Source organism: Embleya sp. NPDC059213, from assembly GCF_042754445.1.
GTDB lineage: Bacteria > Actinomycetota > Actinomycetes > Streptomycetales > Streptomycetaceae > Embleya.
The window spans coordinates 39,656-65,828 of the sequence record NZ_JBHZAV010000028.1 but is presented as its reverse complement, the minus strand read 5'-3'; the positions used below and the strand labels follow the sequence as shown (position 1 = coordinate 65,828).

Sequence of the window (26,173 nt, the reverse complement as noted above, 5' to 3'; positions counted from 1 at the left end):
CCCTGCGTCCGTGCCAAGGTTGACGCATGCTACGCGCCGAACAGCCGAAACACGCCACCTGGGAGCCGATCGCACCGGGCGTCCTGCGCCGCCGGCTGCCCGGCCTGGAACTGAATGTGGCGGTCGTCACGGGCCGGGACGGGATCCTGCTCGTGGACACCGGATCGCACGACCGCGAGGCGGCAGAGCTGTTGGCCTCACTCGCCCGGGAGCTGCCCACGCACGGGCTGCCCGACCGGGTGGTCGCGGTGGTGAACACACACGGTCACTTCGATCACTGCTTCGGCAACGACGAGGTGCTGCGGACCTTCCCGGACGCCGAGATCTGGGGCCACGCGGAGCTGCCGGAGTATCTGGAGCGGCGCGGCGACGCCGGTCGCGCGAGCGGCATCTCGTACGGCTTCGACCCTGGCCTGATGAATGCCGCGCGGATCGTGCCGCCGACCCGCCTGGTGGCCCGGGAGCAGCCGGTCACGGTGGACCTGGGCGGGCGCGAGGTGGTCTTGTACGCGCCGGGCCGTGGACACACCGACCACGATGTGGTCGTCCACGTGCCCGACTGCGGGGTGCTGATCGCCGGCGACATGGTGGAGGAGAGCGGGCCGCCGCTGTTCGGCTCGGACGCGTTCGCCGCCGAGTGGAGCGATTCGCTGGCCCGGGTGCGTGCGCTGGACGCGAGTGTCTGGCTGCCCGGACACGGTGCGGTGGTGGACGAGGAGTTCGTGGTTCGGCAGAACCGTTGGCTGGCCGAGGTCGCCGCCGGGCGCGTCGTACCGGACTGACGTACCGTCACCCCACTAGCGTCACTGCCATGCGCAGCTATGGACCCGAGTCGCTGATCCCGGGATGGAAGAAGGACAAGCCCGTCCCCGAGGTCGAGGCCGAACGCAATCTGGTGGTGGAGGAGGCCTCGACCGGCTTTTGCGGCGCGGTGGTCCGGGTGGAGAAGACGCCCGAGGGGTTCACCGTCACGCTGGAGGATCGGCACGGCCGGCTCCGGGTCTTCCCGCTGGATCCGCGCGCCTTCCTGATCGACGGCGAGGTGGTCACCCTGGTCCGCCCGCGGGCGCCGGGCCCGGCGCGCACCCCCGGGCGGACCGCGTCCGGTTCGGTGGCGGTGCGTGGCGCTCGGGCCAGGGTGGCGCGGGCCGGTCGGATCTATGTGGAGGGTCGGCACGACGCCGAGTTGGTCGAGCGGGTGTGGGGCGACGACCTGCGGATCGAGGGCGTGGTCGTGGAGTATCTGGAAGGCATCGACGATCTCCCGGCGGTGGTGCGCGAGTTCGCGCCGGGCCCGGGTCGGCGGCTGGGCGTGTTGGTGGACCACCTGGTGCCCGGTTCGAAGGAGAGCCGGATCGCCGCGCGGGTGACCGGCGATCAGGTGCTCGTGGTGGGACACCCCTATATCGACGTGTGGCAGGCGGTCCGGCCGGCGTCGGTGGGCATCGCGGCCTGGCCGGACGTACCGCGCGAAGTGCCCTGGAAGGAAGGGGTCTGCACGGCGCTCGGCTGGCCGGTGGACCCGCCGCGGGCCTGGCGTCGGATCCTCGCGGCGGTGGATTCGTACCGCGACCTGGAGCCGGCGCTGCTGGGAAAGGTGGAGGAATTGATCGATTTCGTGACAGCACCGTCCGAGATGTGAGACGCGGGCGGATTGTTCGTTGACCACCGCAGCAGCCGGCTGCAACTCTCCATTTCGTGAACCACCGTGACGTCGGCCTCGTGACGCGCCGCCATGTCGACCTTCGTCGACAGGCCAGCGCGATCTGTGCCGTCCGGCCCGTCCGCTGACCGGAGTTCCACACTCCCGGTAGGACCACCCCCGAACCGCGCGTGACCCCCACGATCGGCGCGCCCACGCGCGCCTGATCCCGCTCGGCACCGCGCGGGCACTTTTCCCGGCTCTCCCCCGACCGTGCGTCGCATCCGACCGCGTGCGGCCGACCCCTGCCCGGGTCCGCCGACGGTCTCCCTCGCCACGCCCCGATGCCGTTCGCGTGCGAACCGGCCGCGATTCGGCGTGCGCGCAAACCTGCCTTCCAGGAGTCAGAATGTCTGTTTCACCCACCTTCGTCGACATGTTGAGCCGTCGCCGGCTCGTCCAGGGAATCGGTACGGGCGCCGCCCTGCTGGGCCTCGCCGGCTGCCGCTCGGCGGTGGACCGGGACAAGACCGCGTCGGCCGGGGCGGCGGGCAGACCCAGGCGCGGCGGCACACTCAGAGTGGCCACCCTCGCCGATCTGACCCCGGCCCTGTTGTTCACCCAGGGCCCGATGTTCAGCATTCATCGGCTGGTCTTCAACACCCTGACCCACTACGCGCCCGGCGGGCTCGATCCACAACCCGAACTGGCCACCGGATGGCAGATCGCGCCGGACGGCAAGGCGATCACGCTGACCCTGCGCGAGGACGTCGTCTTCCACAACGGGCGCCCGTTCACCGCCGAGGACGTGGTGTTCGCGGTGCAGAACCTGCAGAACCCGCAGCGCAGCGCCCAGTTGCGGGCCACCGCGCTGGCGGTCACCGGCTTCGACATCGCCTCGCCGCATCGCATCACGCTGCGGCTGGCCCATCCCGTGGCCAACATCTTCGACCTGTTCGAGTTCATGGTGATCTCCGCCAAGGAGTCGGTCGAGGACGCGGTGCTGGGCCGGAACGTGGTCGGCACCGGCCCCTTCGTGTGGAAGACCTGGACTCCGGGCACCTCGCTGGTGCTGGACCGCAATCCGAGGTATTGGGTGCCCGAGCGGCCCTACCTGGACGCGGTGGAGATCCGGGTGGTCCCGCAGCCGGACGCGCTGATCGCCTCGCTGCGCAGCGGCCAGAGCCATCTGGCCGCCGGCCTCGGTGGGCGCGACATCGTGCCGTTGCGCGACGACAAGGCGCTCGATCTGCGCGAATACGACCAGGGTTCGGGCAACATCTACCTCGGGGTGAACACCTCGGTCGCCCCGCTGGACGACCAGCGGGTGCGCCAGGCACTGTCCTTCGCGGTCGACCGGGACCGGATCGTCAAGCAGGCGCTGGGCGGCTACGGGCTCGCCTCGGCCGCGCCGTGGCCCAAGTCCTCGCCGGTATACACCGACGCGGACGCGAATCGTTACCCGCACGACCCGGCCCGGGCCAAGGCGCTGTTGGCCGAGGCGGGCCACGGCGGCGGCCTCGACCTGCCGATGGCGTTCTTGAGCACGGCTCCGGCGGTGGCCCAGATGGTGCAGTTCGATCTGGCCCGGGTCGGTGTCCAGACCACCCTCGAACCGCTGGATCCGGCCAAGTTCCAGGCCCGGTTGATCGCGCAGACGATGCCGGCCCTGTGGACCGGCACGCACGGCTTCGCGTCCAACCAGCCCGCCACGCTCGCGGTCAGCGCGTATCCGTTCAACGAGGCCAGGAACACCTCGAAGTTCGTCGACCCCGCGTACACCGAGATCGTGCAACGCGCCTGGAACCAGACCGACGCGCGCTCGGCGGCGGCCAGGGTCGCCTACGCCGAACTGAGTCGGGCGCTGCTGGACCGGCAGTTCATCATCGACCTCGCGGTGCTGACCAATGTGCAGCCGGCCACCGCGAAGCTGCGCGACGTGCGACAGAACCGCTACAACGCGACCGTGCTCGACGACGCGTACCTGGCGGGCTGAGATGAGCGGCTACCTCCTGCGCCGACTGCCCTCGGCCCTGCTCGTGCTGGTGCTCGCCTCGTTCGCGATCTTCGCCATCCTGCGGCTGATCCCGGGCGATCCGGCGACCACGCTCGCGGGCTCCGATCCCTCTCCCGAAACGGTCGCCGCGATCCGCGCCGACCTCGGCCTCGACCGGCCTTTCCCGGCCCAGTACTTCTCCTGGATCGGCGACCTGCTCACCGGTGACCCGGGCCGGTCGTACCTGATCGGCGGGCGGATCACCGACCTGATCGGGGCCCGGTTCGGCAACACGCTCGCGCTCGCGCTGGGCGCCCTGGTGCTGATGCTGGTGCTCGGCCCGGTCCTCGGCGTGCTCGGCGCCACCGCCCGCGGCCGTGTCCCGCGCGCGCTGCTGAGCGCGGTCGACTCGGTCTCGCTGACCGTGCCGGTGTTCGTCACCGGGGTGTTGCTGGTGCTGCTGTTCGCGGTGACCTGGCGGTTGTTGCCGCCGGGTGGACACGAGTCGATCGTGGCCGACCCGGTGATCGGGTTGCAGTACCTGGTATTGCCCGCGTTGTGCCTGGCGTTGCCCGGCTCGGCGGTGCTCGCCCGCTACCTCGGGGACGGCGTGCGCCAGGCGCTCGGCGAGGACTACGTGCGCACCGCCCGCTCGCTGGGCGTCTCGCCCCGGCGGATCCTGTGGCGGCACGCGCTGCCGAACGCATTGCCCCCGGTGTTGACCGTGCTCGGCATGCAGGTCGGCGCGCTGCTGGGCGGTGCGGTCGTGGTGGAGGCGCTGTTCGCCTGGCCCGGACTGGGTCAGCTCGCCGAACAGGGCGTGGCCCGGCGCGACTACCCGGTGGTCCAGACGCTGTTGTTGCTGCTCGTGGGGGTGTACGTGCTCGTGCAGTTGCTGACCGACATCGCCTACGCACTACTCGACCCGAGGGTGAGGCTGGGATGAGCGCCGCAGTGATCGTCGACGAGACCCCGGCACCGATCGCGCCCACGAAGCGGGCGCGCAACCCCTATATACGGGGCTTGCGCACACCGCGCGGGATCGCCGGGCTGACCGTGGTCGCCCTGGTGGTCCTGCTCGGCTTGGCCGCACCGCTGTTGACCCGGTACGCACCCACCTTCCAGACCGCGGACGCGCTGCTGGGGCCGAGCGGGGAGCATCCGCTGGGCACCGACGAGATCGGCCGCGACCTGTGGTCGCGGGTGCTGTTCGGGATCCGCACCGACCTGATCGTGGTGGTGAGCGCGGTACCACTGGGCGCGCTCACGGGCTGCCTGCTCGCGCTGGTGTCGGTGACGTCGCGGTGGGCGGACGTGGTCGTGCAGCGCGCGTTCGACCTGGTGCTCGCGTTTCCCGGGCTGATCCTGGGCCTGACCGTGACCGCCGTGCTCGGTGCCGGCAAGAGCACGGTGATCGTGGTGATCGCGGTGGTCGAGGCGCCCGCGTTCGGCCGCATGTTGCGCGGCGCGATCCTGTCCCACCGCGAGCGCGAATACGCGTTGGCGGCCCGGGTCGGCGGCGCCGGTCGGGTCCGGCTGCTGGTCCGGCACATCCTGCCGAACGCGGCCGATCCCCTGGTCGTACAGATCGCCGTGTCGTTGTCGATCGCGGTGATCGTCGAGGGCGCGATGAGCTTCATCGGCATCGGCGTGCGTCCGCCCGAGCCCTCGCTCGGCTCGATCGTCAGTGGCTCGGTGATGCACCTCCAGGACCACCCGAGCTACGCCATCGGCCCGCTCGTCGCCATCAGCGCGTTCGTGCTGGGCCTGAACCTGATCGCGGAAGCACTCAACAAGGGGGTCCGGCGATGACCGTCACGATCGACAAGCCCGCACAAATCCGGGCCGGCACCCCGCTGTTGGCCGCGCACGACCTCCGGGTCGTCTTCGACTCCGAGCGCGGCCCGGTGCACGCGGTACGCGGCGTGGACCTGGAGTTGGCCGTCGGCGAAATGTTGGGCGTCGTCGGCGAGTCCGGCTCGGGCAAGTCGACGACCGCGCTCGCGTTGGCCCGGATGTTGCCGCCCGCGGGCCGGATCGTGGGCGGCTCGGTGCTGCTGGACGGCGACACCGACCTGGTCACGGCGTCCGAGGCGGCACTGGTCGGGGTGCGCGGGCGGCGCATCGGCATGGTCTTCCAGGACCCGATGACGTCGCTGAATCCGCTGCTGACGGTGCGCCGACAGTTGCACGAGGCACTGCGCGCCCACGGGTTCGGCGACCGACGGGCCCGCGAGGCCCGTGCGGTCGAGCTGGCGGAGCTGGTCGGCATCCCGGGCGCCCGGGTGTCCGGCTACCCGCACCAGTTCTCCGGCGGCATGCGGCAGCGGGTGATGATCGCACTGGCCCTGGCCAACCGGCCCGACGTGCTGATCGCCGACGAGCCGACCACCGCGCTGGATCCGACCGTGCAGGCGCAGATCCTGGAGTTGCTGGACACGCTGCGCCGCGAACTGGGCACCGCCGTACTGCTGATCACGCACAACATGGGGGTGGTCGCCGAACGCTGCGACCGGGTCGCGGTGATGTACGGCGGTCGGGTGATCGAGCAGGGTCCGGTCGCCGAGGTGCTCACCGCACCTCGACACCCCTATACCGCCGGACTGTTGCGGGCGGTGCCGCGCCTGGACACCCCCGCCGGCACCCGACTCGCCGGGATCCCCGGGACCCCGCCGGACCTGGCGCTGCCGGTGCTCGGCTGCGCGTTCGCGGACCGGTGCGCCGCGGTGATCGACCGGTGCCGAACCGAACAACCGGACCTGGTCCCGGTCACCGACGACGTGCGCAGCGCGTGCTGGGTGCCGCCGACCGAGGCACCCGCCCACGAGCCCGGGCCGATCCGGCGCAACGCACCGGCGACCTCGCCGGTGCTCGAAGTACGCGGCGTATCCAAGTCGTTCCGCTCCCGAAGGCGGCCGGCGGTGGCCGCGCTGACGGACGTGGACCTGGTGCTGTATCCGGGCGAGACGCTCGGCGTCGTCGGCGAGTCCGGTTCCGGCAAGTCCACCCTGGCCCGGGCGATCGTCGGCATCCACAAGCCCGATCGCGGGGTGATCCGGGTGGCCGGCAAGGGTCGGCTCGCCCGCGAGGTGCAGATGGTCTTCCAGGACCCGTTTGCCTCGCTCAACCCGCGGATGACGGTCGGCGACATCGTCGCCGACCCGCTGCACGCCCAGCGCATCGGCACGCCGCTGGAACGCCGGGCACGGGTCCTGGAGTTGCTCGAACGGGTCGGTCTGGATCCGGCCGCGGCCTCCCGCCTGCCCCGCGACTTCTCCGGCGGGCAGCGGCAACGCATCGGCATCGCCCGGGCGTTGGCACCCGCGCCCTCGGTGCTGATCTGCGACGAGGCGGTGTCCGCCCTGGACGTCTCGGTGCAGGCCCAGGTGGTCAACCTGCTCGCCGAGCTCCAGGCCGAACTGGGTCTGGCGTTGCTGTTCATCGCGCACGACCTCGCGGTGGTGCGCTCGATCAGCCACCGGATCGTGGTGCTGCGCGAGGGCCGTGTGGTGGAGACCGGCCCGGCCGACGATCTGGTCGCGCATCCGCAGGACCCCTATACGAAGGCCCTGTTGGCCGCCGTCCCCTCCCCCGTTCCGGTCGCCGTGCGTGCGGCCGAGGCAGTCTGAAGGAGCGTCACGTGCCCATTCCCGACGAACGACACCGGGATCCGTACCAGGGCTTCCCGGGCCGGGTCGGCCGCACCTTCGCCACGTCCGAGCCGGCCTGGCCACAACCGCGTGCGGCCCGTCCGGGCGCGCCGAACGTGGTCGTGGTGCTGATCGACGACATGGGCTACAGCGACATCGGCCCGTTCGGCTCGGAGATCCCCACTCCCACTCTGGACCGACTCGCCGAGCGGGGCCTGCGGCTGACGAACTATCACACGATGCCGCTGTGCTCCCCCGCCCGGGCGGCGCTGCTCACCGGCCTGAATCCGCACCGGGTCGGCTACGCGATGGTGGCCAACGCCGATCCCGGCTTCCCGGGCTACGGCATGGAGATCTCGGACGACATCCCGACCCTGCCGCAGACCCTGCACGACGCGGGCTACGCGACCTTCGCGGTCGGCAAGTGGCATCTGGTGCGCGATTCGGCGTCCAATACGGCCGACCATCGCGGCAACTGGCCGCTCCAGAAGGGCTTCGACCGGTACTACGGCGTCCTGGAGGGCCTGACCAGCCTGTTCCATCCGCACCAACTGGTTCGGGACAACTCGCCGTTGGACATCGACGAGCTGCCCGAGGACTACTACTACACGGACGACATCACCGATCAGGCGATCGCGATGATCAAGGGCCTGCGCGCGCACGACCACGACAAGCCGTTCTTCCTCTATGTCGCGCACAACGCGGTGCACGGCCCGTTGCAGGCGAAGGCGGCGGACATCGCGGCGCAGCGGGGCCGCTACGACCGGGGCTGGGACGTGTTGCGCGAGGAGCGCTTCGACCGGCAGCGGGCGGCCGGGCTGTTCGACCCGGGCACCCGGCTGCCCCGGCGCAACTTCGAGGCCGGGCAGGAGGTGGGCGCGTGGGCCGACCTGGAGCCGCGGACCCGGGAGTTGTACGCGCGGTACATGGAGGTCTACGCGGGCATGGTCGCGAACATCGACCACAACCTGGGCCGACTGGTGGACACCCTGGCGGCGCTCGGCGAGTTGGACAACACCGTCATCGTGTTCACCTCGGACAACGGCGGCACGGGCGAGGGCGGCGCCGAGGGCACCCGGGCCTACTTCAAGCGGTTCAATCAGCACCCGGCCAAGCCCGCCGACTGGCGCGGCGACATCGAGCTGGACCCGGACCTGATCGGCGGGCCGCGCAGCCTGATCCACTATCCGCGCGGCTGGGGCATGGCCTCGAACACGCCGTTTCGGCTGTACAAGGGCCAGACCTACGCGGGCGGGGTGCGGGTGCCGTTCGTGATCTCCTGGCCGGCCGGGTTGCGCGAACGCGGGGTGCGGCCGCAGTACCAGTACGTCACCGACGTGCTGCCCACGCTGCTCGACCTGGCCGGTGTGCCGGTTCCGCCGGAACGATCGGGCGCGCCGACGCAGGAGTTGGACGGGACCTCGTTCACGAACGTGCTCGCGGATCCGGCCGCCGAGTCGCGGCATGGCGAGCAGTACAGCGAGATGGTCGGCAATCGCAGCTACTACCGCCACCCCTACAAGTTGGTGACGCACCACCGGGCGGGCGACGCGTACGACGACGAGGAATGGGCGCTGTACGACATCACCGCGGATCCGACCGAGATCGACGATCTGGCGGACCGACATCCGGAGGTGGTCCGGGAGTTGGCCGCCGCGTGGGAGGCTGCCGCGTGGCGCAACGGGGTGTTCCCGCTGGCCGACGGCGGGGGGCTCGCGCTGCGTGGGCCGGCCGAGGAGCGGCTGCGCCGGCCGGTGCGGTTGCTCGCGGGCACGCCGGAGCTGGAGCGTTATCGCTCGGCGAAGCTGATCACCTTCCGGGACTTCGAGGTGTCCATCGAACTGGGCGGGCACGGGGCCGCCGATCAGGGCGTGCTGGTCTCGCACGGCGATCAGGGCGGTGGGTACAGCGTCTATGTCGAGGACGGCCGGCTGTTCTTCGCCTACAACGAGTACGGCGAACTGCACGAGGTGGACGCGGGCGAACTGGCGCCGGGCACCCGGGTGGTGGTGCTCCGGGCACACGCGCGGCCGCACTTTCGCTGGGACTTCACGGTCGCGGTGGACGGCGAGGACGTGGCCTGGCTGGAGGGTGTGCACATCCTGATCGGGATGGCGCCGCTCCAGGGGATCAGCGTCGGCGTGGATCGCAAGTCGCCGGTGTCCTGGCCGCTGTGGGAGCGCCGTCGCTCGTTCCGCTATACGGGCGACCTGACCGCGGTCACCTACACCCCGGGGCCACCGGCCCCCTACGACCCGGAGACGGTCGTTCGCGCGCTGCGCGAGGCGGCGGCCACGTTCGAATAGCCCCGGTCCGACACGGTGACCGCTCGGCGACCGGGCGGTCACCGTGTCTCCCGCGTGCCCTAACGTGCTCCGATGCGACAGGAACAGGTCACGCTCGTACTGCCGGACTCGGCCGGGCCCAAGTATCGATCCTTCGCCGTGGACGGCGCCGAGTTCGTCCGGGCCGCGTGGTCCGGGGAGGGGGCGGCTCGGCAGACCCGCAAGGAGTTCGCCGATCCGGCCGCCGCGGTGGTGACGCTGCGTCGGGAGGTGGGCAAGGCGCTGCGGGCCGGGTTCGTCCGGCTGGGCGGGCCGGAGGATCCGGTGGTGTTGGAGTTCATGCCGCCGGGCAAGACCGCGTCGCGGGCGCTGGACCTGCATCCGGACGGGCACACGGTGCTGATCGCCTACGACGGCGCGATCCGCCTGGTGGACGTGGCCACCGGGATCCGGCGCACGGTGCACGCGGTACCGACGGACGAGCGGCCGACCGGCATCCGCAGCGTGTTGTTCGACGCGACCGGATCGGCGGTGGTCTACACCGTCGGCGGGTTCACGCGTCGGCTCGACCTGGTCACCCTGCGCGAGGAACAGCTCGCCGGTTACCGGCAGTTCGAGGACGCCCTGTTCAACCCGTACACCGTGCAGCCGTCCTGGGACGCGGCCCGTGAACGACTCGTGGTCTTCGACTCCGGCGACCGGGTGCGGGTCCTGGACGCGGCCGGTGCGCAGGTGTGCGAGGTCTCGACCGACTCGTCGACCACCGAGTGCCGGGCCGCCGCGCTGTCCGCGTCGGGCCGGCTGCTGGCGGTGTGGCGGGTCAGTCGTGGGTTGGTCTACGGGCACCGGGACGCGATGCAGGACTCGACCAACGAGGTCGAGGTGTGGGACGTGGCGACCGCTCGCCTGGCGGCCCGGGTGCCGCTCGCGTGGGAGATCGGCGACCTCGGCTTCGATCCGAGCGAGACCCTGCTCCTGGTGAACCGGGGCCGGGTGCACGGGCCGTTCGCCATCTCGATCGACACCGGCGAGCCGGCCTGGCACTTCACCGACCCGCACCACCCGAACGGTTGGAACACGTGCTACGCGTGGGCCTACTCACCGAACGGCAAGCGACTCGCGGTCGGCGGCCGTCGCACCGGCACGCTGCACGTGTACGACGCGGAACTGCGCGAGGCCGACGGGCGGGCCCTGCCCGGCCACGACGACCAACGAGTACGCCGCCTCGCCTTCTCCGCCGACGGCACCCTCCTGGCCACGGGCGGCGACTTCGGCCGGGTCTTCGTACGCCGGGTCTAGCGGGTCCTCGCGGGCGGCCCGACCGGCCGCGAAGCCGCCCGTGCGGACGACCGGGCAACGTGCTGCCCGATCACCCGCACGGGTGAACGAAGGGCTACGGGGTCTTCGCCGCGGCGCACAGTGCGGCGATCGACTCGTCGGTGCAGTCGGCCCAGAAGGCCCCGACGACGTCTTCCAACTGGGTCATCGAGCGGGCCGCGTACAGGATGTCCTGGTAGTGGGTGATGTCGTACTGCATCGTGCCCATCGACACCAGGTCGAGGTCGCGGATGTCGACGGTGCGGAACTCGCGGATCTCGCCGTAGGACGACATGATCCCCGCGCCGTACGCCTTGAGCACGTCCGCCTCGTGCATGACGCCGAATTCCAGGGTGAACCAGAAGACCTTGGAAACGAATTCCAGCGCCTCGCGGCTCTCCACCCGGCGGGCCGCCTCGCCGGCCACCCGGTACAGCGCGGCGAACCGGTCCGAGGCGAGCATGTTCGCGTGCCCGATCACCTCGTGCACGACGTCCGGCTCGGGCGTGTAGAGCGGCACGCTGTGGTGGCGGATGTACTGCGTCGAGTGGAAGTACGAGTCGGCCAGTGATCCGTAGAAGTCGCGCAGCGGGACCAGGCCGGCCGCCGGCAGGTAACGGAACCCGGTGAGCGGTTGCAACGCGCCGCCGACCTCCTCCAACTGGGGGATCCGGTCGGTCGGCAGTTTCAGCCGCGCGGCACCCTCCAGATAGTCCGCGACCGCGTACTCCGCGTGCGCGATCGACAACTCGCGCGAGACCAGGCGCCAGACCTCGTGCTCCTCCTCGGTGTACTCGACCTCCGGGATCGGGTCGCCGCGGTGGTGCTTCAGGGCCAGCTCCGCGATGCGGTTGCGCCGCTCGCGATACACCGCGTCCGCGAACCCCGGGTGGCTGCGGGACAGCTCGACCTGGACTCCGCCGTCGGCCCTGCGGGTGACCGGGGCCAGATATTGGGCCTCCTCGAACATGGCGTCTCCTGATCGCATCGCCATCGGCTCGCCGGACGAGCCGAGGTACCCATACAGCACCAGTATGCGACGAATGCCTACTTTTCGGACCAATCGGTCCGGTGGGGGCGGTCGCGTGGATCGGCTATGCCTGCATCGAGACGGGATTCGGGCCCGCGTGGCAGGATCGCCCGTACATCGGGGAGGGCACCGTCGGGAGGGGGCGCGGTGGTGGATTCTCGCGGCATGGCCGGGGATCGTTCGAAGCGACGCGATGTGGTCGAGGCGCTCACCGAGACCTCCGACCATCTCGACTTCGCACTCGCCATGGTGCGCCGCATCGTCGGCGACCAGGAGCGACTGACCCAGTTGACCGAACGCATTCGCGAGATCGAGACGCGACTGCGCGACGATCGGTACTACCTCGCCGTGATCGGCGAGTTCTCGGCCGGCAAGAGCACGTTCATCAACGCACTGCTGGCCGAGGACCTGCTGCCCACCTCGGCGCTGCCGACCACGGGCGCGGCGACCAGGATCACCTACGGTGACGAGTTCGCCGTCGAGGTGCGCTTCAACGGCGACGGATACCGCTACGTCTACCCCTCCGGGCGCTACACCGGCGCGGCCAGTCCGCTCGGCGGGATGCTCGCCCAGTTGGCCCCGCACGTGGCCGTGCCCGACGACACGGCCGGCGTCCTGCGGCTGCTCACCGCCGACGACACCATCGCGCCGCACGTGCAAAGCCTGGAGGTGCGCCACCCCGCCGAGGCACTGCGCGACGGGCTGGTGATCATCGACACTCCCGGCACCAACGCCCGGGTCGGACACACCGAGATCACCCGCACGGTGATGCGCGACATCGCCGACGTCGCGGCGGTGCTCACCGCGTCCACGTCGCCCTCGCCGGTGTCGCTGGCCGAGTTCCTGACCGACGCGCTCGACCCCGGGCAACTGCGCCGTTGCATCGTCCTGGTCACCAAGATGGACCACATCGACGAGGACGAGCGGGAGGATCTGCTCGCCCACGTCCGGCAGCGGTTCGCCCGGATGCTGGGCGTGGCCGATCCGGTGATCGAGCCGGTGGCCGCCGAGCCGGTGGTCCGGCTCGCCTCCGGACGACCGTTGCGCGGACCGGAACAGGCCTACTGGGCCGAGGAGTTCCCGCGCACGCTGACCCGACTCCGGGACCTGATGCAGCGTCAGCGCATCGTCGCGGTATCCGACCACCTGCTCCGGCTCCTGGAGGACCTGCTCGAGGAACTGCGCCGCGAGGTGACCCTGGCCCAGCAGCGGCTGGACGCCGAGGAGGCCGAGCTCGCGGGCGCCCGGATCGCCGACATGGCCGCCTTCGTCCGGGCCCAACACGGCGAGACCGCACGCCTGCTCGGCGCCGGCGCCCAGCGCGCGCAGCAGGCGGTCGGCGGCATGGCCCCGCAGTGGTGGCGCTACACCCAGGCCGAGATCGACCACACGTTGGACGGCGCGGAGACCCCGGACGAACTGCGCGCGGTGATCGCGGTCCGCGCGCCCGAACTGATCCGCCAGGGCCTGCCCCGGATCGGCGACATCGTGCAGCAGGCCGTCACCGGCGCGCTGGCCACCGCCGCCGAGAGCGCCCGGGCCGCCGCCGACACCGCGTTCGAGGCGGCGTATCGCAAGCTCGGCGCGATCCACCGCCCGGCCGGCCCGGACCGGGTCACCGTGCTGACCGGGCATCAGCTCGCGGACGCGGCGATGCGTACATATCAGGACTCGGTCACCGGGGTCACCCAGCAGATCCGCGCCGTGCGACTCGATCCGGCCGGGCCGCGCACCCCCGGCGCCCGGATCGGCGGCGCGCTGGACCAGTGGTTCGGCGGCGCCCGCCACGGCGAGCCGGGAGCACCGTCCGGCCGAGCCGGCTTCGGCGGATTCATGGCCAAAGTGGCGGATTCACTCTCATCCACCGACATGACGGCCCTGCGGAACCGCGCACGCGTCGAAATGCATCAGACACTGCGAACCGTCGCCGACGGTTTGTCCCGACAGATCGACGAAGCCGTCGGCACGGCCACCACGCACTATTCGCTGGACGTCTCACAACACGTGGACCGCTACCGGGCCAGGTACGAGGCGACGGTCGCCGAACTGGTGACCGAGCATCACCGCCGTGAGGATATTCTCGCGGCTCGCAGAAGCCTGTTGCAGGACGCGGACAGGCAGACGGAACGGCGCCGCGACACGGTGAACAACCAACGCGAGCGCCTCACACGCCGGGGGGAATTCGGCAGATGAGCGACTACACGCACGACGACGACCTGTTCGCGATGGTCTCCGACGACACCATCGACACACTGGACACCGCCGACGGGGGCACTGTCGGGGCGGCACCACTGTGGGAGACCGACGCGGGCGGCGAGAGCAACGGCGCCTATCCCAACTCCACTCTGCCGTACACGGACCCGAACTTCGATCCGCTGCACGACCCGAACTACGACCCGTTCCACGCGGACAGCGACGGCGACGGCAAGATCGACATGTACGACCCGCACATGTTCGACCCCAACGACGGAGGCGACCCGGCCGCCACGCCCAGTCAGCAGTGGCGCGACGACCAGCTCGCGAACGACCCGTACGGCTCGGACCCGTACGCCGATCCCTACGGCGACCCGTACGCGGACCCCTACGGCGACCCGTACGGCAGCGACCCGTACGCCGACCCGCAGGGCGGCGACCCGTACGCCGACCCGGCGAGCTACCCGGGCACGGGCAACAGCGAGCCCGGTGTCCCCGCCGCGTGGGGCGCCGTCGACGACGGTTCGGGCAACTGGACGTACCACGCGCCGAACAACTGGACGCCGGCCGAGTTCGACGGCTTCGGCGACCCGGTCGGCGACGCGCAGTACTGGCAGCAGCAGGTCAGCCCGACGAGCTGCGCGGTGGTCTCCCAGGGGATGATCCTGGAGAAGCTCACCGGCCTGCCGTTGGACGAGAACGCGCTGATGACCGAGGCCCAGCAGGCCGGCATCTACGACCCGGAGAACGGCACCAGAACCGACGACATCGGCAAGCTGCTCGAAATGCACGGCGTGGACACCGACATGGTGCCGGGCGCCGACATGCAGCAGATGCTCGACGCGTTGGAGAAGGGCGATCAGGTCATCGTCGCCCTGGACGCTCAGGAGATCTGGTCCCCGATGCAGGACCCGGCCACCGGTGCGCCGATGGAGCAGGACCCCACGATGGGACACGCCGTGTGGGTCACCGGCATCGACACCCAGCCCGACGGCTCGGTCTACGTCCTGCTCAACGACCCCGGTGCGCCGTTCGGCCAGACCGAGCCGATTCCGCTCGCGGACTTCGTCAACGCGTGGCAGGACCGGGACACCACGATGATCGTCGCCCACCCGACGCACGCCTGATCGTTCGACATCACAACGGATTCGATGGGAGTAGGGACAACACATGTCGTTCGATCGTGAACACGTGCTGCGCCAGGCCGCACAGGTACAGCCGCGCCGACGCCCGGGCGTCGCGGGCCTGTTGAGCGGGATCCACCGCAGCGACGAGCTGCGCGGCTGGGTCACCATGGAATCGGTGGCGCTGCCGCCGGTGCCCGAGCGAACCGCGAACGGGTGGACGTTGTGGAGCCTGATCGGGGTCGGCAAGGCCACCCCGGGGCGCCGCGAACTGCCGATCCGCCCGGTGTGGGGCGCGGTCCAGTGGGCCTGGCCGTCCGAGGACGTGCTCCGGCACGTGAAGCTGACCGAGTTGCCCGAGGTCGCCAAGTCGATCGAGAGCACGATCGCGGACGAGGCCGCCTGGTCGTTGTCGATGCAGCCGGAGGCGCTGGCCGAGCGGGCTCGCTTCTTCCAGTCGCTCGGCCGCTTCCTGGCCGACCCCGAAGCGGACGCCAAGGGCGGCCCGCGGATCCTCGCCGGGCTGTACGCGCGGGTGATGCCCGAGGGGGCGGTGGCCGCGTACCACCGACTCGTGCCGAGCACGACCTCGTGGTTGCGGGCCGGTGCGCCGCGTGAGGCGGCGGCGCGTCGCGACTCGGGCGACTCGCCCTCCGGCCGACCCGGCCCGTCGGGGCAGACGGCGGACCGGAGGCAGGCCCCGGCTCCGGGTCCGCGCCCGGCGGGCGACGCTTCGGCTGTTCCGGGGCCGAACCCGGGCTGGGCGGGTCGCCTCGCGGGCGGCCCGTCCGGCGCGGGCGGGTCGGCGGGCGCAGGCGGGTCGGCGGGCGCGGTCCCGCCGCCTGCCGCGCGGGTCGCGCGGGTCGCGCGGGTCGCGCCCGGGGCGCCGGCTGCGCACAGGCCCGCACCGGCCGGCGAGGTGCCCGCCGGCTCGGTGACCAGCCTGGTCAAGCAGGCCCCGTCGGCGACCACGCTCGGCCGTCGGATCAACGACGCCCAGGCGATCGCCGGCGACTTCGGCCTGGACGCCATCGCCGCCGAACTGGACCGGTTGCGGGCCCGCATGCGCCGGCCCGGGCTGCGGATCGCGGTGGTCGGCGAATTCGGCCGCGGCAAGTCCTCGCTGATCAACCGGCTGCTCGGCGCCCCCGTGTTGCCCGAGGGCCGGCACACCCCGGTCCCGCTGGTGATCGCCGCCGGGCCGGAGCCGCGCCTGGAGTTGCAGTTCGCCGACGGGCGGGCCGAACCCAGGCCGGCGGTGTCCGCGTCGTGGGACGAGGTGCACCGGCTGAGTGAGCGGGAGGACCCGGATCAGGTCCGACTGGTCGGCGTTCGGGTGCTCGTCGCCGACCCCGAGCTGGCCAAGCTGGACGTCGAGTTGGTGGACACCCCCGGTGTCAACGCCGGGCGCGGCAAGGGCACCGACGCCGAGGAGGAGGACCGCCGGACCGAGGACCTGGTCCGGCGCACCGTCGCGGCCAGCGACGCGGTGCTGATGGTGGTCTCCGCGAGCGCGCCGCTCGGCCTGTCCGAGACCGCGTTCCTGGAGGAGGAGGTGATCGCCCGGCACGTGCCGCGGATCACCGTGGTGGTGTCCAAGCTGGACACCGTCGACGAGGACGAGCGCGAGGACATCGTCGACTACCTGGGCGGCCGGGTGCGCCGCATCGCACCGACGCTGCAGGTGCTCGCCGGCCCGCATCGCGAGGATGTCTCGCCGGTGACCGGCGTGTTGGCGCGGATCACCGAGTACACCACCTCCGGCGGCCGGCGCAGCATGCGCTCGCGGCAGACCGCGGGCCAACTGCTCGCGCTGCTCGACGAGATGGCCCGGGTGGGCCGGGACGGCCTGGCCGCGGTCGAGCTGGGCGCGGCCGAACGGCGGCGCGCCGTCGAGCAGTCCGAGGTGGAGATCGACCGGATGTCCGCCGAGTGGGGCAAGGTCCGGGTCGAGCTCCAGCAGCGACGCACCCAGACCGCGGAGAAGTTCCGCGAGCACCTCCAGCTCTCGCGCGGCGACCTGTTGGACACGCTGCGCTACGAAATGGAGCGCGCGCCCGACCCGCGGACCTGGTGGGAGCGCGACCTGCCGTTCCGACTGCGCCGCGAACTCACGGCGATGGCCAAGAAGTTCGAGGCCCAGTTGCATTCCAGCGTGCAGGCCGACGTGCAATGGCTGGACGCCAAGATGAAGGTGCACTTCGGCCGCGGCAGCGGCTACCGGCTGGAGAAGGTCGAGCAGTTGTCCACCGAGTTCGAACTCGGCGAGGCGGAGTCGCTCGGCCTCAAGGACCTCAAGAGCCGCAAGCTCGCCTGGCGGATCGGCCCGACCGGCCTGGCCGTGCTCGGCGCGCTGTTGATCCCGCTCACCGGCGGCGTCTCCGCGCTGCCGATGGGGGCGAGCATGGCCGCCTCTGCCGGCGGCATGGTGCTCGGCGAGGTCAAGTCGACGTCGTTGACCGAGGGTCAGCGCGCCCAGGCGATGAAGGCCCTGGAGCCGACGGTCGAGGAGGTGCTCGGCGGCTTCTCCGAGGAGGTCTCCAAGCGCCTGCACACGCTCTACGCCGGCGTGATGGACGAGGCGGTGCGCGGCCAGAAGGCGTGGCGCACCGATCGACAGACCGCGCTGGCCAAGGTCGGCACCGATGGACCCGCATGGCAGGATCTCATCTCGCGCAGCGAGCAGCTCGGGGTGCAGCTCAACACCATGCTGGGTGCCAGGGGCTGACAGCCGTCGAGGAGGGGAGCGTTCAGGGTGGACAGGGGTCACGGGGCGGCCGATGGGGCCTACGCGGGTTACGGCGCGTGGCGGGCACGGCAGGAGACCCTGGTCGGCCTGATCGACCGGCTCACGCCGATCGTGGCCGGACTGCGGATCGGTGCGGGCGTCAAGAAGTTGGATTCGTTGAAGCAGCGGGCCGCGTCCGAGGCGTTCAAGGTGATGATCGTCGGCGAGTTCAAGCGCGGCAAGAGCACGGTGATCAACTCGATGCTCGGCGAGAAGGTGCTGCCCTCCTTCGCGCGTCCGTGTACCGCGATCATCAACGAGGTGACGTGGGGTGACACCCGCTCGGCGCTGATCTATCCGCTGGAGGCGGACGGTACGGCGGGCGATCCGCTGACCGTCGGCGTGGACGAGATCGCCGACTACGTCACCATCGGCGCGGACGACGACAACACCCCGAATCCGTACGAGCGGGCGGTGGTGCGCTGGCCGCTCGAACTGTGCCGCAACGGCGTCGTGGTGGTCGACTCGCCGGGTCTCAACGAGGCCCCCGAGCGCGAGAAGGTCACCCTGAACTACCTCGAACAGGCCGATGTGCTGGTGTTCGTGGTGGACTGCCAGGCCGCGATGTCGCGCAGCGAACAGCTCTTCCTGGACGTGCACGTCAAGGCGCGCGGACACGAGGACGTGTTCTACGTCGGCAACAAGATCAACCTGGTCGAGGAGGAGGAGCGCGAGGACGTGCAGCGGGAGATCCGCAAGCGCCTCTCGCCCTACCTCTCCCGCCCGGACCGGGTCTTCTTCGTCAACGCCCGGGCCGCGCTGACCGGCCGGCAAAAGGGCGACCCGGAGCTGCTGGCCGGCTCCGGGATGCCCGAACTGGAGCGCGGCCTGGAGGACTTCCTGACCCGCGAGCGCGGCCGGGCCAAGATCCTGTCGCCCGCCCGGGAGTTGAAGTACCTGCTGATCGAGGCGCGCGAACAGATCGACCGCAAGGAGGCGTTGCTGACCCAGGACGTCGAGGAGTTGCGGGCCACCTACGAGCGGGTCCAGGGTCCGCTGACCCGGCTGGAGCAAAATCGCCGGGTGATCGTCGCGCAGATGGAGGAGCACCTGCGCGAGACCCGCGGCGAGGTGGAGGCCGCGACCCGGCGGTTCATGGACCGGGTCGCCGCGAACATCCCGAACTGGGCGCAGGAGTACGACCCGAGCAACACCATCGGCGCCAATCCGTTCAACGCGCGGGAGAAGATGGAGGCGGCGGTCAAGGAGATCACCGACCATCTCTCCGGGCGGGTCCAGGTCGAGTTCGCCCAGTGGCAGGAGAGCGAACTCAAGCCGCTCGTCGCGCGTCGCGTCGAGGACATGGAACGCATGATCGACGACGACGTGAAGCAGTTCGTCACCCGCATCGACGAGATCCGCGCCTCGCTCACCGCCGGCCCGGTCGGCACCGACGAGGACGGCAAACCCTCGACGCCGATCGAGCGGCTGCTCGCGGACGCGGTCAGCTTCGTGCTCGACCCGGCGACCGCGGTCTCCGGCGGCAAATTCAACCTCAGGTCGATGCTCACCGCGCTGCTGCCGCAGATCGCGGTCGGCACGGCGGCCTTCCTGGTCGGCCTGGGCCCGTTCGTGATCCTCGGCGCGGTGCTCGGTTCGACCGTGTTCAAGGGCGCGCTGCAACTGAACAAGGCCAACCGCCGGCTCAAGGAACAGGTCGCCGAGCAGGTCCAGCTCGAACTGCGCAAGCAGGCCGACACCGACGTGACCAACCTGGGCGAAGAGGTGGTCAAGCAACTCCGCAAGATGCGCGACGCGATCGCCCAGGGCCTGGACGCCGAGATCAAGTCGATCCGCGACGAGGTGGGCGCGGCCCTGCGCACCAAGGAGCAGGGCGAGTCCGACGCCAAGCGCGAAAGCACCGAAATGCGCCGCTACGCCCAGGAACTCAACCGGGTGGACGAATCCCTGGCCGACCTCATCATGGACGTGGCCATGTGAAACCCCGGCAGCCGAGTCCACCTCGGCCCGGCCGACGTTCGAGGCCAAATCAGCCCGGCCGGCGCTTGAGGCCACTCAGCCCCGCCGGCGCTTGAGGCCACTCAGCCCCGCCGGCGCTTGAGGCGAACCCGGCCCGGCGGGCGCAGAGGCCACCCTCAGTCCACCAGATCCCGCACGACCGCGTCCGCCAACAACCGCCCCCGCAAGGTGAGAACCGCCCGCCCACTCCCAAGCGGCTCCAGCAACCCGTCCCCCGCGGCCCGGTCCGCCGCCTTCCTCCCCGCCTCCGCAAGGAGCGAGAGCGGCACCCCCTCCGCCAACCGCAGTTCCAGCAGGATGCGCTCGACCCGGCGATCCTCCGCCGTGAGCAGCTCACGCCCCTGGCCGGGAGACACCCCCGCGGCCAGCCGCTGCGCGTACGCGGCGGGATGCCGGACGTTCCACCACCGCACGCCACCCACATGGCTGTGCGCCCCCGGCCCCGCACCCCACCAGTCGGCACCGGTCCAGTACAGCTCGTTGTGCCGGCAGCGCGCCGCGTCGTCGGCGGCCCAGTTGGACACCTCGTACCAGCCGAGCCCGGCGCCGGAGAACGCCTCGTCCGCCATCAGGTACCGGTCCGCGAGCACGTCGTCGTCCGGCATCGGCAACTCGCCGCGCCGCACCCGCCCGGCCAGCCGGGTCCCGTCCTCGACGATCAGCGCGTACGCCGAGACGTGGTCGGGCCGAGCCCCCAGCACCGCGTCCAGCGAGGCCCGCCAGTCGTCGTCGGACTCCCCCGGCGTGCCGTAGATCAGGTCCAGGTTGACGTGCTCGAACCCGGCCGCACGCGCGTCGGCCACACACTGCTCTGGCCGACCCGGGGTATGCCGGCGATCCAGGATCTGCAACACGTGTTTGCGCGCGCTCTGCATGCCGAACGACAGCCGGTTGAAGCCGCCCGCGAGCAGCGTGTCCAGGTAGGCCGGATCCACCGACTCGGGATTGGCCTCGGTGGTCACCTCGGCCCCGGCGGCGAGCCCGAACGCGTCCCGGATCGCACCCAGGATCCGAGCCAGGTCCGAAGCCGGCAGCAGGGTGGGCGTGCCACCGCCGAAGAACACCGTCTCCACCGGTCGGTCCACCTCGCCCAGCAGCCGCCGGGCCAGCCGGATCTCGGCGATCGCGTCGTCCGCGTAGGACCCCTGCGAGGCCGACCCGCCCAGCTCGGTCGCGGTGTAGGTGTTGAAGTCGCAGTAGCCGCACCGTGACGCGCAGTAGGGCACGTGCACGTAGAAGCCGAAGGGGCGACCCGCCCCCGCGAACTCGGCGAGTGCGGACGTGGGCAACGAACCGTCTTCGGGCACGGGCAGACCGTCGGGGGGTGCGGAGGGCATCCTCCCATTGTCCACGAGCCGGCGACCGGCCTCGGCGATCGTCGATCCGCGCGGTCCGCCCCGGGCTCAGGTGACCAGCGTGTCCTTGTACATGTCGTCGAGCAGTTCCGCGTACTCCCGCTCCACCGCCCGTCGCTTGACCTTCAGGCTGGGCGTCAGCTCGCCGTGCTCCACGCTCAGGTCGCGCGGCAGGATGGCGAACTTCTTCACCGTCTGCCAGCGCTGCAGCCCGGCGTTGAGTTCCTCGAGACAATCGGCGATGAGCGCGCGTGCCTCGGCGCTGCCGGCCAGTTCCTCGTACGAGCTGTCCCGCAGTGCCGGTCGGTCGGCGGCCCAGCCCCGGATCGCGTCCGGGTCCAGGGTGATCAGCGCGGAACAGAAGTTGCGGCTCTCGCCGTGCACCAGGATGTTGCTGACGTACGGGCACATGCCCTTGAAGCGCCCCTCGATCTCGCTGGGCGCCACGTACTTCCCGCCCGACGTCTTGATCAGGTCCTTCTTGCGGTCGGTGATCCGCAGGAAGCCGTCCTCGATCACCGCGATGTCGCCGGTGTGCAGCCAGCCGTCCTCGGTGAGCACCTCGGCCGTGGCCTCGGGGTTGTTGTGATAGCCCTGCATCACCGCCGGGCCGCGCACGAGCAGCTCGCCGTCCTCGGCGATCCGCAGCTCCGAGCCGGGCAGCACCACGCCGACGGTGCCGATGCGGTGCGCGTCGTAGCGGTTGACCGAGCTGCCCGCGCTGGCCTCGGTCAGGCCGTAGCCCTCCAGGATGGGGATGCCGATCGCGTCGAAGAACTCCGCGACGTCGGGCGAGAGCGCGACACTGCCGGATATACAGCCCTTGAGCCGGCCGCCGAACAGGTCGCGCAGCTTGGCGAAGACGAGCCGATCGGCCAGCCGATACCTGGCCTCGGACAGCGCGGAGGGCGTACGACCGGCCTGCCGGGTCTGCGACATCTCCCGACCGACGCCGATCGCCCACCGGAAGATCCGATACTTGAGGCCGCCCTCGGCCCGCATCCGCATGTGCACGGAGTTGTACACCTTCTCGAACACCCGTGGCGCGGCGGCCATGAAGGTCGGGCGCACGATCGGGAGGTTGGTGATCAGCTTGGGGATGCGACCGTCGATCGCGGTCGGGTAGCCGATCCGGATCTGGCCGGACATCATCACCTTGCCGTAGCAGTGCGCGAGCGGCAGCCACAGGTACTGCAACTCGTCCATGTCGGTCAGCCCCATCGCGGCCTGCGCGGCGGCCTGATAGGCCCACGTGTCGTGGGCGAGCCGAACTCCCTTGGGCCGGCCGGTGGTTCCGGAGGTGTAGATCAACGTCGCGAGCTGGTCCCGGGTGATCGCGGCGACCCGGGTCTCGATCAGATCCGGCTCCTTCGCCAGCCGGGCGCGGCCGAGTTCCTCCAGTTCGGCGAGGGTGAGCACCCAGTCGTCGCCGTCCCGGTCGGGCGTGTGGTCGAAGACGATCACCTTGCGCACCGCGCCGAGGGCGGCCCGCTCGCCGCGCAGCTTGGCGAGTTGGGCGTCGTCGGCGGCGAAGGCCGCCACGCTGCCGGAGTCGGCCAGGATGAAGGCCGCCTCGTCGGCGTTGGTGGTCGGATAGACGGTGGTGGTGGCCGCGCCGGCGCACATGATGCCCAGGTCGGCGAGTACCCAGTCCAGCCTGGTTTCGGCGACGATCGCGACCCGATCCTCGGGTTCGACCCCCAGCACCACCAGGCCGGCGGCGATCGCCTTGGCCCGGTCGCCGGCCTGTCCCCAGGTGAGCGAACGCCATTCCTCGCGGTCGCCGTCACCCACCGCCACCGGGTGCCGATACGCCTCGCGTTCGGGCGTCGCGCGAATGCGCTCCAGGAAGTCCACGGCGATGGACGGTGGGCGGTGGTCGATGCCGACCGACTCTGGACTCACTGCGGCCTCCTGCTCCTGGGCGGCTGACGGCCCGGGGATGTCGACCCGGGTGGATCCCGGGCTGCGCGGTTCAGGGAGTGCTGGCAATGCCGAGTACCGGTATCGATACCGGTATCGGCGGGGGTGAGAGCCCGATGTCGGTAGCGGCCGGGGGGAGCGTCAGGTATCGCGGGAGCAAAAAAGCAAAGCGGGTGCATCGGTTCTGCCCGATGCACCCGCAACGTACGCCGCCGCAGGGCTACGCGGTAGTAGCTTCGCCCGGATCCGTCCGCGAATCGCGCGCGCCACACCCGCCGTGCCCGGCCGCGGTGTCCTGCTTTCCCGCCGCCTGCTTGCCGCCTACCTCTTCCCGCCTACTTCTTGCCGCCGCTGTCGTCGGTGGACAGCGCCGCGATGAAGGCTTCCTGCGGCACCTCCACACGGCCGACCATCTTCATCCGCTTCTTGCCTTCCTTCTGCTTCTCCAGCAGCTTGCGCTTGCGGCTGATGTCACCGCCGTAGCACTTGGCGAGCACGTCCTTGCGGATCGCGCGGATGTTCTCGCGGGCGATCACCCGGGCCCCGACCGCGGCCTGGATCGGCACCTCGAACTGCTGACGCGGAATCAACTCGCGCAGCTTCTTGGTCATCTCGACGCCGTAGCTGTACGCCTTGTCCTTGTGCACGATCGCGCTGAACGCGTCGACGGCCTCGCCCTGGAGCAGGATGTCGACCTTGACCAGCGCGGATTCCTGCTCGCCGGTGGTCTCGTAGTCGAGCGACGCGTAACCGCGGGTCTTGGACTTGAGCGCGTCGAAGAAGTCGAACACGATCTCCGCGAGCGGCAGCGTGTAGCGCAGCTCCACCCGGTCCTCGGAGAGGTAGTCCATCCCGATCTGGACCCCGCGCCGGGTCTGGCACAGGTCCATGATCGTGCCGATGTACTCGCTCGGCGCCAGGATCGTGGCGCGCACCACCGGCTCGTGCACCTCGGCGATCTTGCCGCCGGGGAACTCGCTCGGGTTGGTCACCGTGTGCTCGGTGCCGTCCTCCATGACCACGCGGTAGACCACGCTCGGCGCGGTGGAGATGAGCTCCAGGTTGAACTCGCGCTCCAACCGCTCCCGGACGATCTCCAGGTGCAGCAGGCCCAGGAAGCCGCAGCGGAAGCCGAAGCCGAGCGCGACCGAGGTCTCCGGCTCGTACACCAGCGCGGCGTCGTTGAGCTGGAGCTTGTCGAGCGCGTCGCGCAGCTCGGGGTAGTCCGACCCGTCCAGCGGATACAGGCCGGAGAACACCATCGGCTTCGGGTCCTTGTAACCGCCGAGCGCCTCGGTCGCACCGTGGTGCAACGAGGTGATCGTGTCACCGACCCGGGACTGCCGAACGTCCTTCACGCCGGTGATGATGTAGCCGACCTCGCCGACGCTCAGGCCGTCGGACGGCTTGGGCTCGGGCGAGATGACACCGATCTCCAGGAGTTCGTGGGTCACCCCCGTCGACATCATCTGGATCCGCTCGCGCTTCTTCAGGTCGCCGTCGACCACCCGGACGTAGGTGACCACGCCCCGGTACGAGTCGTAGACCGAGTCGAAGATCATCGCGCGGGCGGGCGCGTCCTTGGCCCCGATCGGCGGCGGCACCAGACGAACGCACTCGTCCAGCAGTTCGGGCACACCCACACCGGTCTTGCCGGAGACCTTGAGCACGTCCTCCGGGTCGCAGCCGATGATGTGCGCGAGCTCGGCCGCGTACTTCTCGGGCTGGGCGGCCGGCAGGTCGATCTTGTTCAGTACCGGGATGATCTGGAGGTCGTTCTCCAGCGCCAGGTAGAGGTTGGCGAGCGTCTGCGCCTCGATCCCCTGGGCCGCGTCGACCAGCAGGATCGCGCCCTCACAGGCGGCGAGCGAACGGGACACCTCGTACGTGAAGTCCACGTGACCGGGGGTGTCGATCATGTTGAGGATGTGGGTCCGACCATCGGGGGCCGTCCACGGCAGCCGCACCGCCTGCGACTTGATGGTGATTCCGCGCTCACGCTCGATGTCCATGCGGTCGAGGTACTGCGCGCGCATCTGTCGCGCATCGACCACACCGGTGATCTGAAGCATCCGGTCGGCGAGCGTCGACTTGCCGTGGTCGATGTGGGCGATGATGCAGAAGTTCCGGATCAGCGCCGGGTCGGTACGGCTGGGCTCCGGCACGTTCACTGGCGGGGTCGCGGGCACGCGGGCTTCCAGATTCTCGATCGGGTGGACTGGCGAGGGCTTGCGAGGGTCGTGCGGTCTCGGGGTCTTGCGAGGTCCTGCGGGTGGCACGTGGGATCGGTGTGGGATCGCCGGTGTTCCCCACATCGTCCCATGCGGCATGGGTGAGCCGCGTTGGTGGAGCCGGCGAGGGCGATTCGAGTCGCGTCCGGCGCGGGTTCGGGGGCGGTGAGCCGTCCGGGTGTTTGTGGACCCGTTGATCACTGGTAATCTGATGGATCGCGTGTGGCGTACGTGTCTCTGCCACGCAAGTCAACGTCCGGACGGGCCCTCTCCCTGGATCGGATCCCGACCTAGTACTCAGAAGGCTCTTTCGTGGCGAACATCAAGTCCCAGATCAAGCGCAACAAGACGAACGAGATTGCGCGTCAGCGCAACAAGGCCGTCAAGTCGGAGCTCAAGACCTTCGTGCGCAAGGCGCGCGAGGCGGCCGAGGCCGGCAACGTCGAGCAGGCCGAGGCGCTCACCCGCCTCGCGGCCCGCAAGCTCGACAAGGCCGTCAGCAAGGGTGTCATCCACAAGAACCAGGCCGCCAACAAGAAGTCGGCGCTGGCGAAGCGGGTCGCGACGGCCAAGGCCTGAATCGCGGCACCCTTCACGGGGTGACATTCGAGCGATTGCGCTCGCAGTGACTTCGAAGGCGCCGTCCCCGGGATTCCGGG

General features: G+C 70.6%; 18 protein-coding genes. 14 read left to right on the top strand and 4 right to left on the bottom strand.

Annotated features, from left to right (window positions below):
- Positions 1-26: 26 nt before the first annotated feature.
- The 9 genes from ACFXMF_RS13860 (at position 27) to ACFXMF_RS13820 (ending at position 10,872) form a co-directional block, all read left to right on the top strand.
- Positions 27-782 (top strand): MBL fold metallo-hydrolase, encoded by a 756-nt coding sequence (locus ACFXMF_RS13860; protein WP_360304612.1) that lies wholly within the window; start codon positions 27-29, stop codon positions 780-782.
- A gap of 29 nt (positions 783-811) precedes the next feature.
- The gene (locus ACFXMF_RS13855; RefSeq protein WP_379990755.1) at positions 812-1,642 is read left to right on the top strand and encodes a DUF3097 domain-containing protein; all 831 of its coding nucleotides are present in this window, start codon (positions 812-814) and stop codon (positions 1,640-1,642) included.
- A 56-nt stretch (positions 1,643-1,698) separates the two neighbouring features.
- On the top strand, positions 1,699-1,791 hold the full coding sequence (locus tag ACFXMF_RS13850) for a putative leader peptide (protein WP_360304608.1): 93 nt from the start codon (positions 1,699-1,701) through the stop codon (positions 1,789-1,791).
- A 260-nt stretch (positions 1,792-2,051) separates the two neighbouring features.
- Entirely contained in the window at positions 2,052-3,638 is a 1,587-nt protein-coding gene (locus ACFXMF_RS13845; RefSeq protein ID WP_379990756.1) for an ABC transporter substrate-binding protein, read from the top strand.
- 1 nt (position 3,639) lies between these two features.
- On the top strand, positions 3,640-4,584 hold the full coding sequence (locus ACFXMF_RS13840; RefSeq protein ID WP_379990757.1) for an ABC transporter permease: 945 nt from the start codon (positions 3,640-3,642) through the stop codon (positions 4,582-4,584).
- Positions 4,581-5,450, top strand: a complete 870-nt coding sequence (locus ACFXMF_RS13835; protein WP_360304602.1) for an ABC transporter permease — start codon at positions 4,581-4,583, stop codon at positions 5,448-5,450. The genes ACFXMF_RS13840 and ACFXMF_RS13835 overlap by 4 nt, the downstream gene beginning before the upstream one ends.
- Positions 5,447-7,267, top strand: coding sequence for a dipeptide ABC transporter ATP-binding protein (locus tag ACFXMF_RS13830; protein ID WP_379990758.1), 1,821 nt, complete (start codon positions 5,447-5,449; stop codon positions 7,265-7,267). The genes ACFXMF_RS13835 and ACFXMF_RS13830 overlap by 4 nt, the downstream gene beginning before the upstream one ends.
- A gap of 11 nt (positions 7,268-7,278) precedes the next feature.
- Complete coding sequence (locus ACFXMF_RS13825) at positions 7,279-9,594, top strand: arylsulfatase (RefSeq protein WP_379990759.1); 2,316 nt, start codon at positions 7,279-7,281, stop codon at positions 9,592-9,594.
- A 72-nt stretch (positions 9,595-9,666) separates the two neighbouring features.
- Complete coding sequence (locus ACFXMF_RS13820) at positions 9,667-10,872, top strand: hypothetical protein (protein WP_360304596.1); 1,206 nt, start codon at positions 9,667-9,669, stop codon at positions 10,870-10,872.
- Between the two features lie 94 nt (positions 10,873-10,966).
- Here the strand turns inward: ACFXMF_RS13820 and ACFXMF_RS13815 are convergent, their stop codons facing one another.
- On the bottom strand, positions 10,967-11,860 hold the full coding sequence (locus ACFXMF_RS13815; protein WP_379990761.1) for a phenylalanine 4-monooxygenase: 894 nt from the start codon (positions 11,858-11,860) through the stop codon (positions 10,967-10,969).
- A 225-nt stretch (positions 11,861-12,085) separates the two neighbouring features.
- On the opposite strand from ACFXMF_RS13815, the gene ACFXMF_RS13810 reads away from it, so the two are divergent.
- From ACFXMF_RS13810 to ACFXMF_RS13795, 4 genes are read left to right on the top strand one after another with little or no spacing between them, the layout of a single operon-like run.
- Positions 12,086-14,113 (top strand): dynamin family protein, encoded by a 2,028-nt coding sequence (locus ACFXMF_RS13810; RefSeq protein WP_360304592.1) that lies wholly within the window; start codon positions 12,086-12,088, stop codon positions 14,111-14,113.
- Complete coding sequence (locus ACFXMF_RS13805) at positions 14,110-15,240, top strand: hypothetical protein (RefSeq protein ID WP_379990762.1); 1,131 nt, start codon at positions 14,110-14,112, stop codon at positions 15,238-15,240. Before ACFXMF_RS13810 ends, ACFXMF_RS13805 begins: the two co-directional genes overlap by 4 nt.
- Before the next feature lie 43 nt (positions 15,241-15,283).
- Entirely contained in the window at positions 15,284-17,965 is a 2,682-nt protein-coding gene (locus ACFXMF_RS13800) for a dynamin family protein (protein WP_380017686.1), read from the top strand.
- A gap of 27 nt (positions 17,966-17,992) precedes the next feature.
- Entirely contained in the window at positions 17,993-19,966 is a 1,974-nt protein-coding gene (locus ACFXMF_RS13795) for a dynamin family protein (protein ID WP_360304586.1), read from the top strand.
- Positions 19,967-20,121: 155 nt separating this feature from the next.
- On the opposite strand, the gene hemW is transcribed toward ACFXMF_RS13795, so the two are convergent.
- From hemW to lepA, 3 genes are all read right to left on the bottom strand, one after another.
- Positions 20,122-21,342: a radical SAM family heme chaperone HemW gene (hemW, locus tag ACFXMF_RS13790; protein ID WP_379989302.1), complete on the bottom strand. Its 1,221-nt coding sequence runs from the start codon at positions 21,340-21,342 to the stop codon at positions 20,122-20,124.
- A gap of 66 nt (positions 21,343-21,408) precedes the next feature.
- Entirely contained in the window at positions 21,409-23,265 is a 1,857-nt protein-coding gene (locus ACFXMF_RS13785; protein WP_379989301.1) for an AMP-dependent synthetase/ligase, read from the bottom strand.
- 353 nt (positions 23,266-23,618) lie between these two features.
- On the bottom strand, positions 23,619-25,472 hold the full coding sequence (gene lepA, locus ACFXMF_RS13780; protein ID WP_360304580.1) for a translation elongation factor 4: 1,854 nt from the start codon (positions 25,470-25,472) through the stop codon (positions 23,619-23,621).
- A gap of 354 nt (positions 25,473-25,826) precedes the next feature.
- Here lepA and rpsT point away from each other — a divergent pair, with 354 nt between their 5' ends.
- Positions 25,827-26,093, top strand: coding sequence for a 30S ribosomal protein S20 (gene rpsT, locus ACFXMF_RS13775; protein ID WP_078977364.1), 267 nt, complete (start codon positions 25,827-25,829; stop codon positions 26,091-26,093).
- The last annotated feature ends 80 nt before the right edge of the window (positions 26,094-26,173 follow it).

What these genes read in the sequence shown, in the direction of transcription:
- ACFXMF_RS13860 (WP_360304612.1), top strand. Translation starts at nt 27, where the DNA reads ATGCTACGCGCCGAACAGCCGAAACACGCCACCTGGGAGCCGATCGCA.
- ACFXMF_RS13855 (WP_379990755.1), top strand. Translation starts at nt 812, where the DNA reads ATGCGCAGCTATGGACCCGAGTCGCTGATCCCGGGATGGAAGAAGGAC.
- ACFXMF_RS13845 (WP_379990756.1), top strand. Translation starts at nt 2,052, where the DNA reads ATGTCTGTTTCACCCACCTTCGTCGACATGTTGAGCCGTCGCCGGCTC.
- ACFXMF_RS13840 (WP_379990757.1), top strand. Translation starts at nt 3,640, where the DNA reads ATGAGCGGCTACCTCCTGCGCCGACTGCCCTCGGCCCTGCTCGTGCTG.
- ACFXMF_RS13835 (WP_360304602.1), top strand. Translation starts at nt 4,581, where the DNA reads ATGAGCGCCGCAGTGATCGTCGACGAGACCCCGGCACCGATCGCGCCC.
- ACFXMF_RS13830 (WP_379990758.1), top strand. Translation starts at nt 5,447, where the DNA reads ATGACCGTCACGATCGACAAGCCCGCACAAATCCGGGCCGGCACCCCG.
- ACFXMF_RS13820 (WP_360304596.1), top strand. Translation starts at nt 9,667, where the DNA reads ATGCGACAGGAACAGGTCACGCTCGTACTGCCGGACTCGGCCGGGCCC.
- ACFXMF_RS13815 (WP_379990761.1), bottom strand. Translation starts at nt 11,860, where the DNA reads ATGTTCGAGGAGGCCCAATATCTGGCCCCGGTCACCCGCAGGGCCGAC.
- ACFXMF_RS13810 (WP_360304592.1), top strand. Translation starts at nt 12,086, where the DNA reads ATGGCCGGGGATCGTTCGAAGCGACGCGATGTGGTCGAGGCGCTCACC.
- ACFXMF_RS13805 (WP_379990762.1), top strand. Translation starts at nt 14,110, where the DNA reads ATGAGCGACTACACGCACGACGACGACCTGTTCGCGATGGTCTCCGAC.
- ACFXMF_RS13800 (WP_380017686.1), top strand. Translation starts at nt 15,284, where the DNA reads ATGTCGTTCGATCGTGAACACGTGCTGCGCCAGGCCGCACAGGTACAG.
- hemW (WP_379989302.1), bottom strand. Translation starts at nt 21,342, where the DNA reads ATGCCCTCCGCACCCCCCGACGGTCTGCCCGTGCCCGAAGACGGTTCG.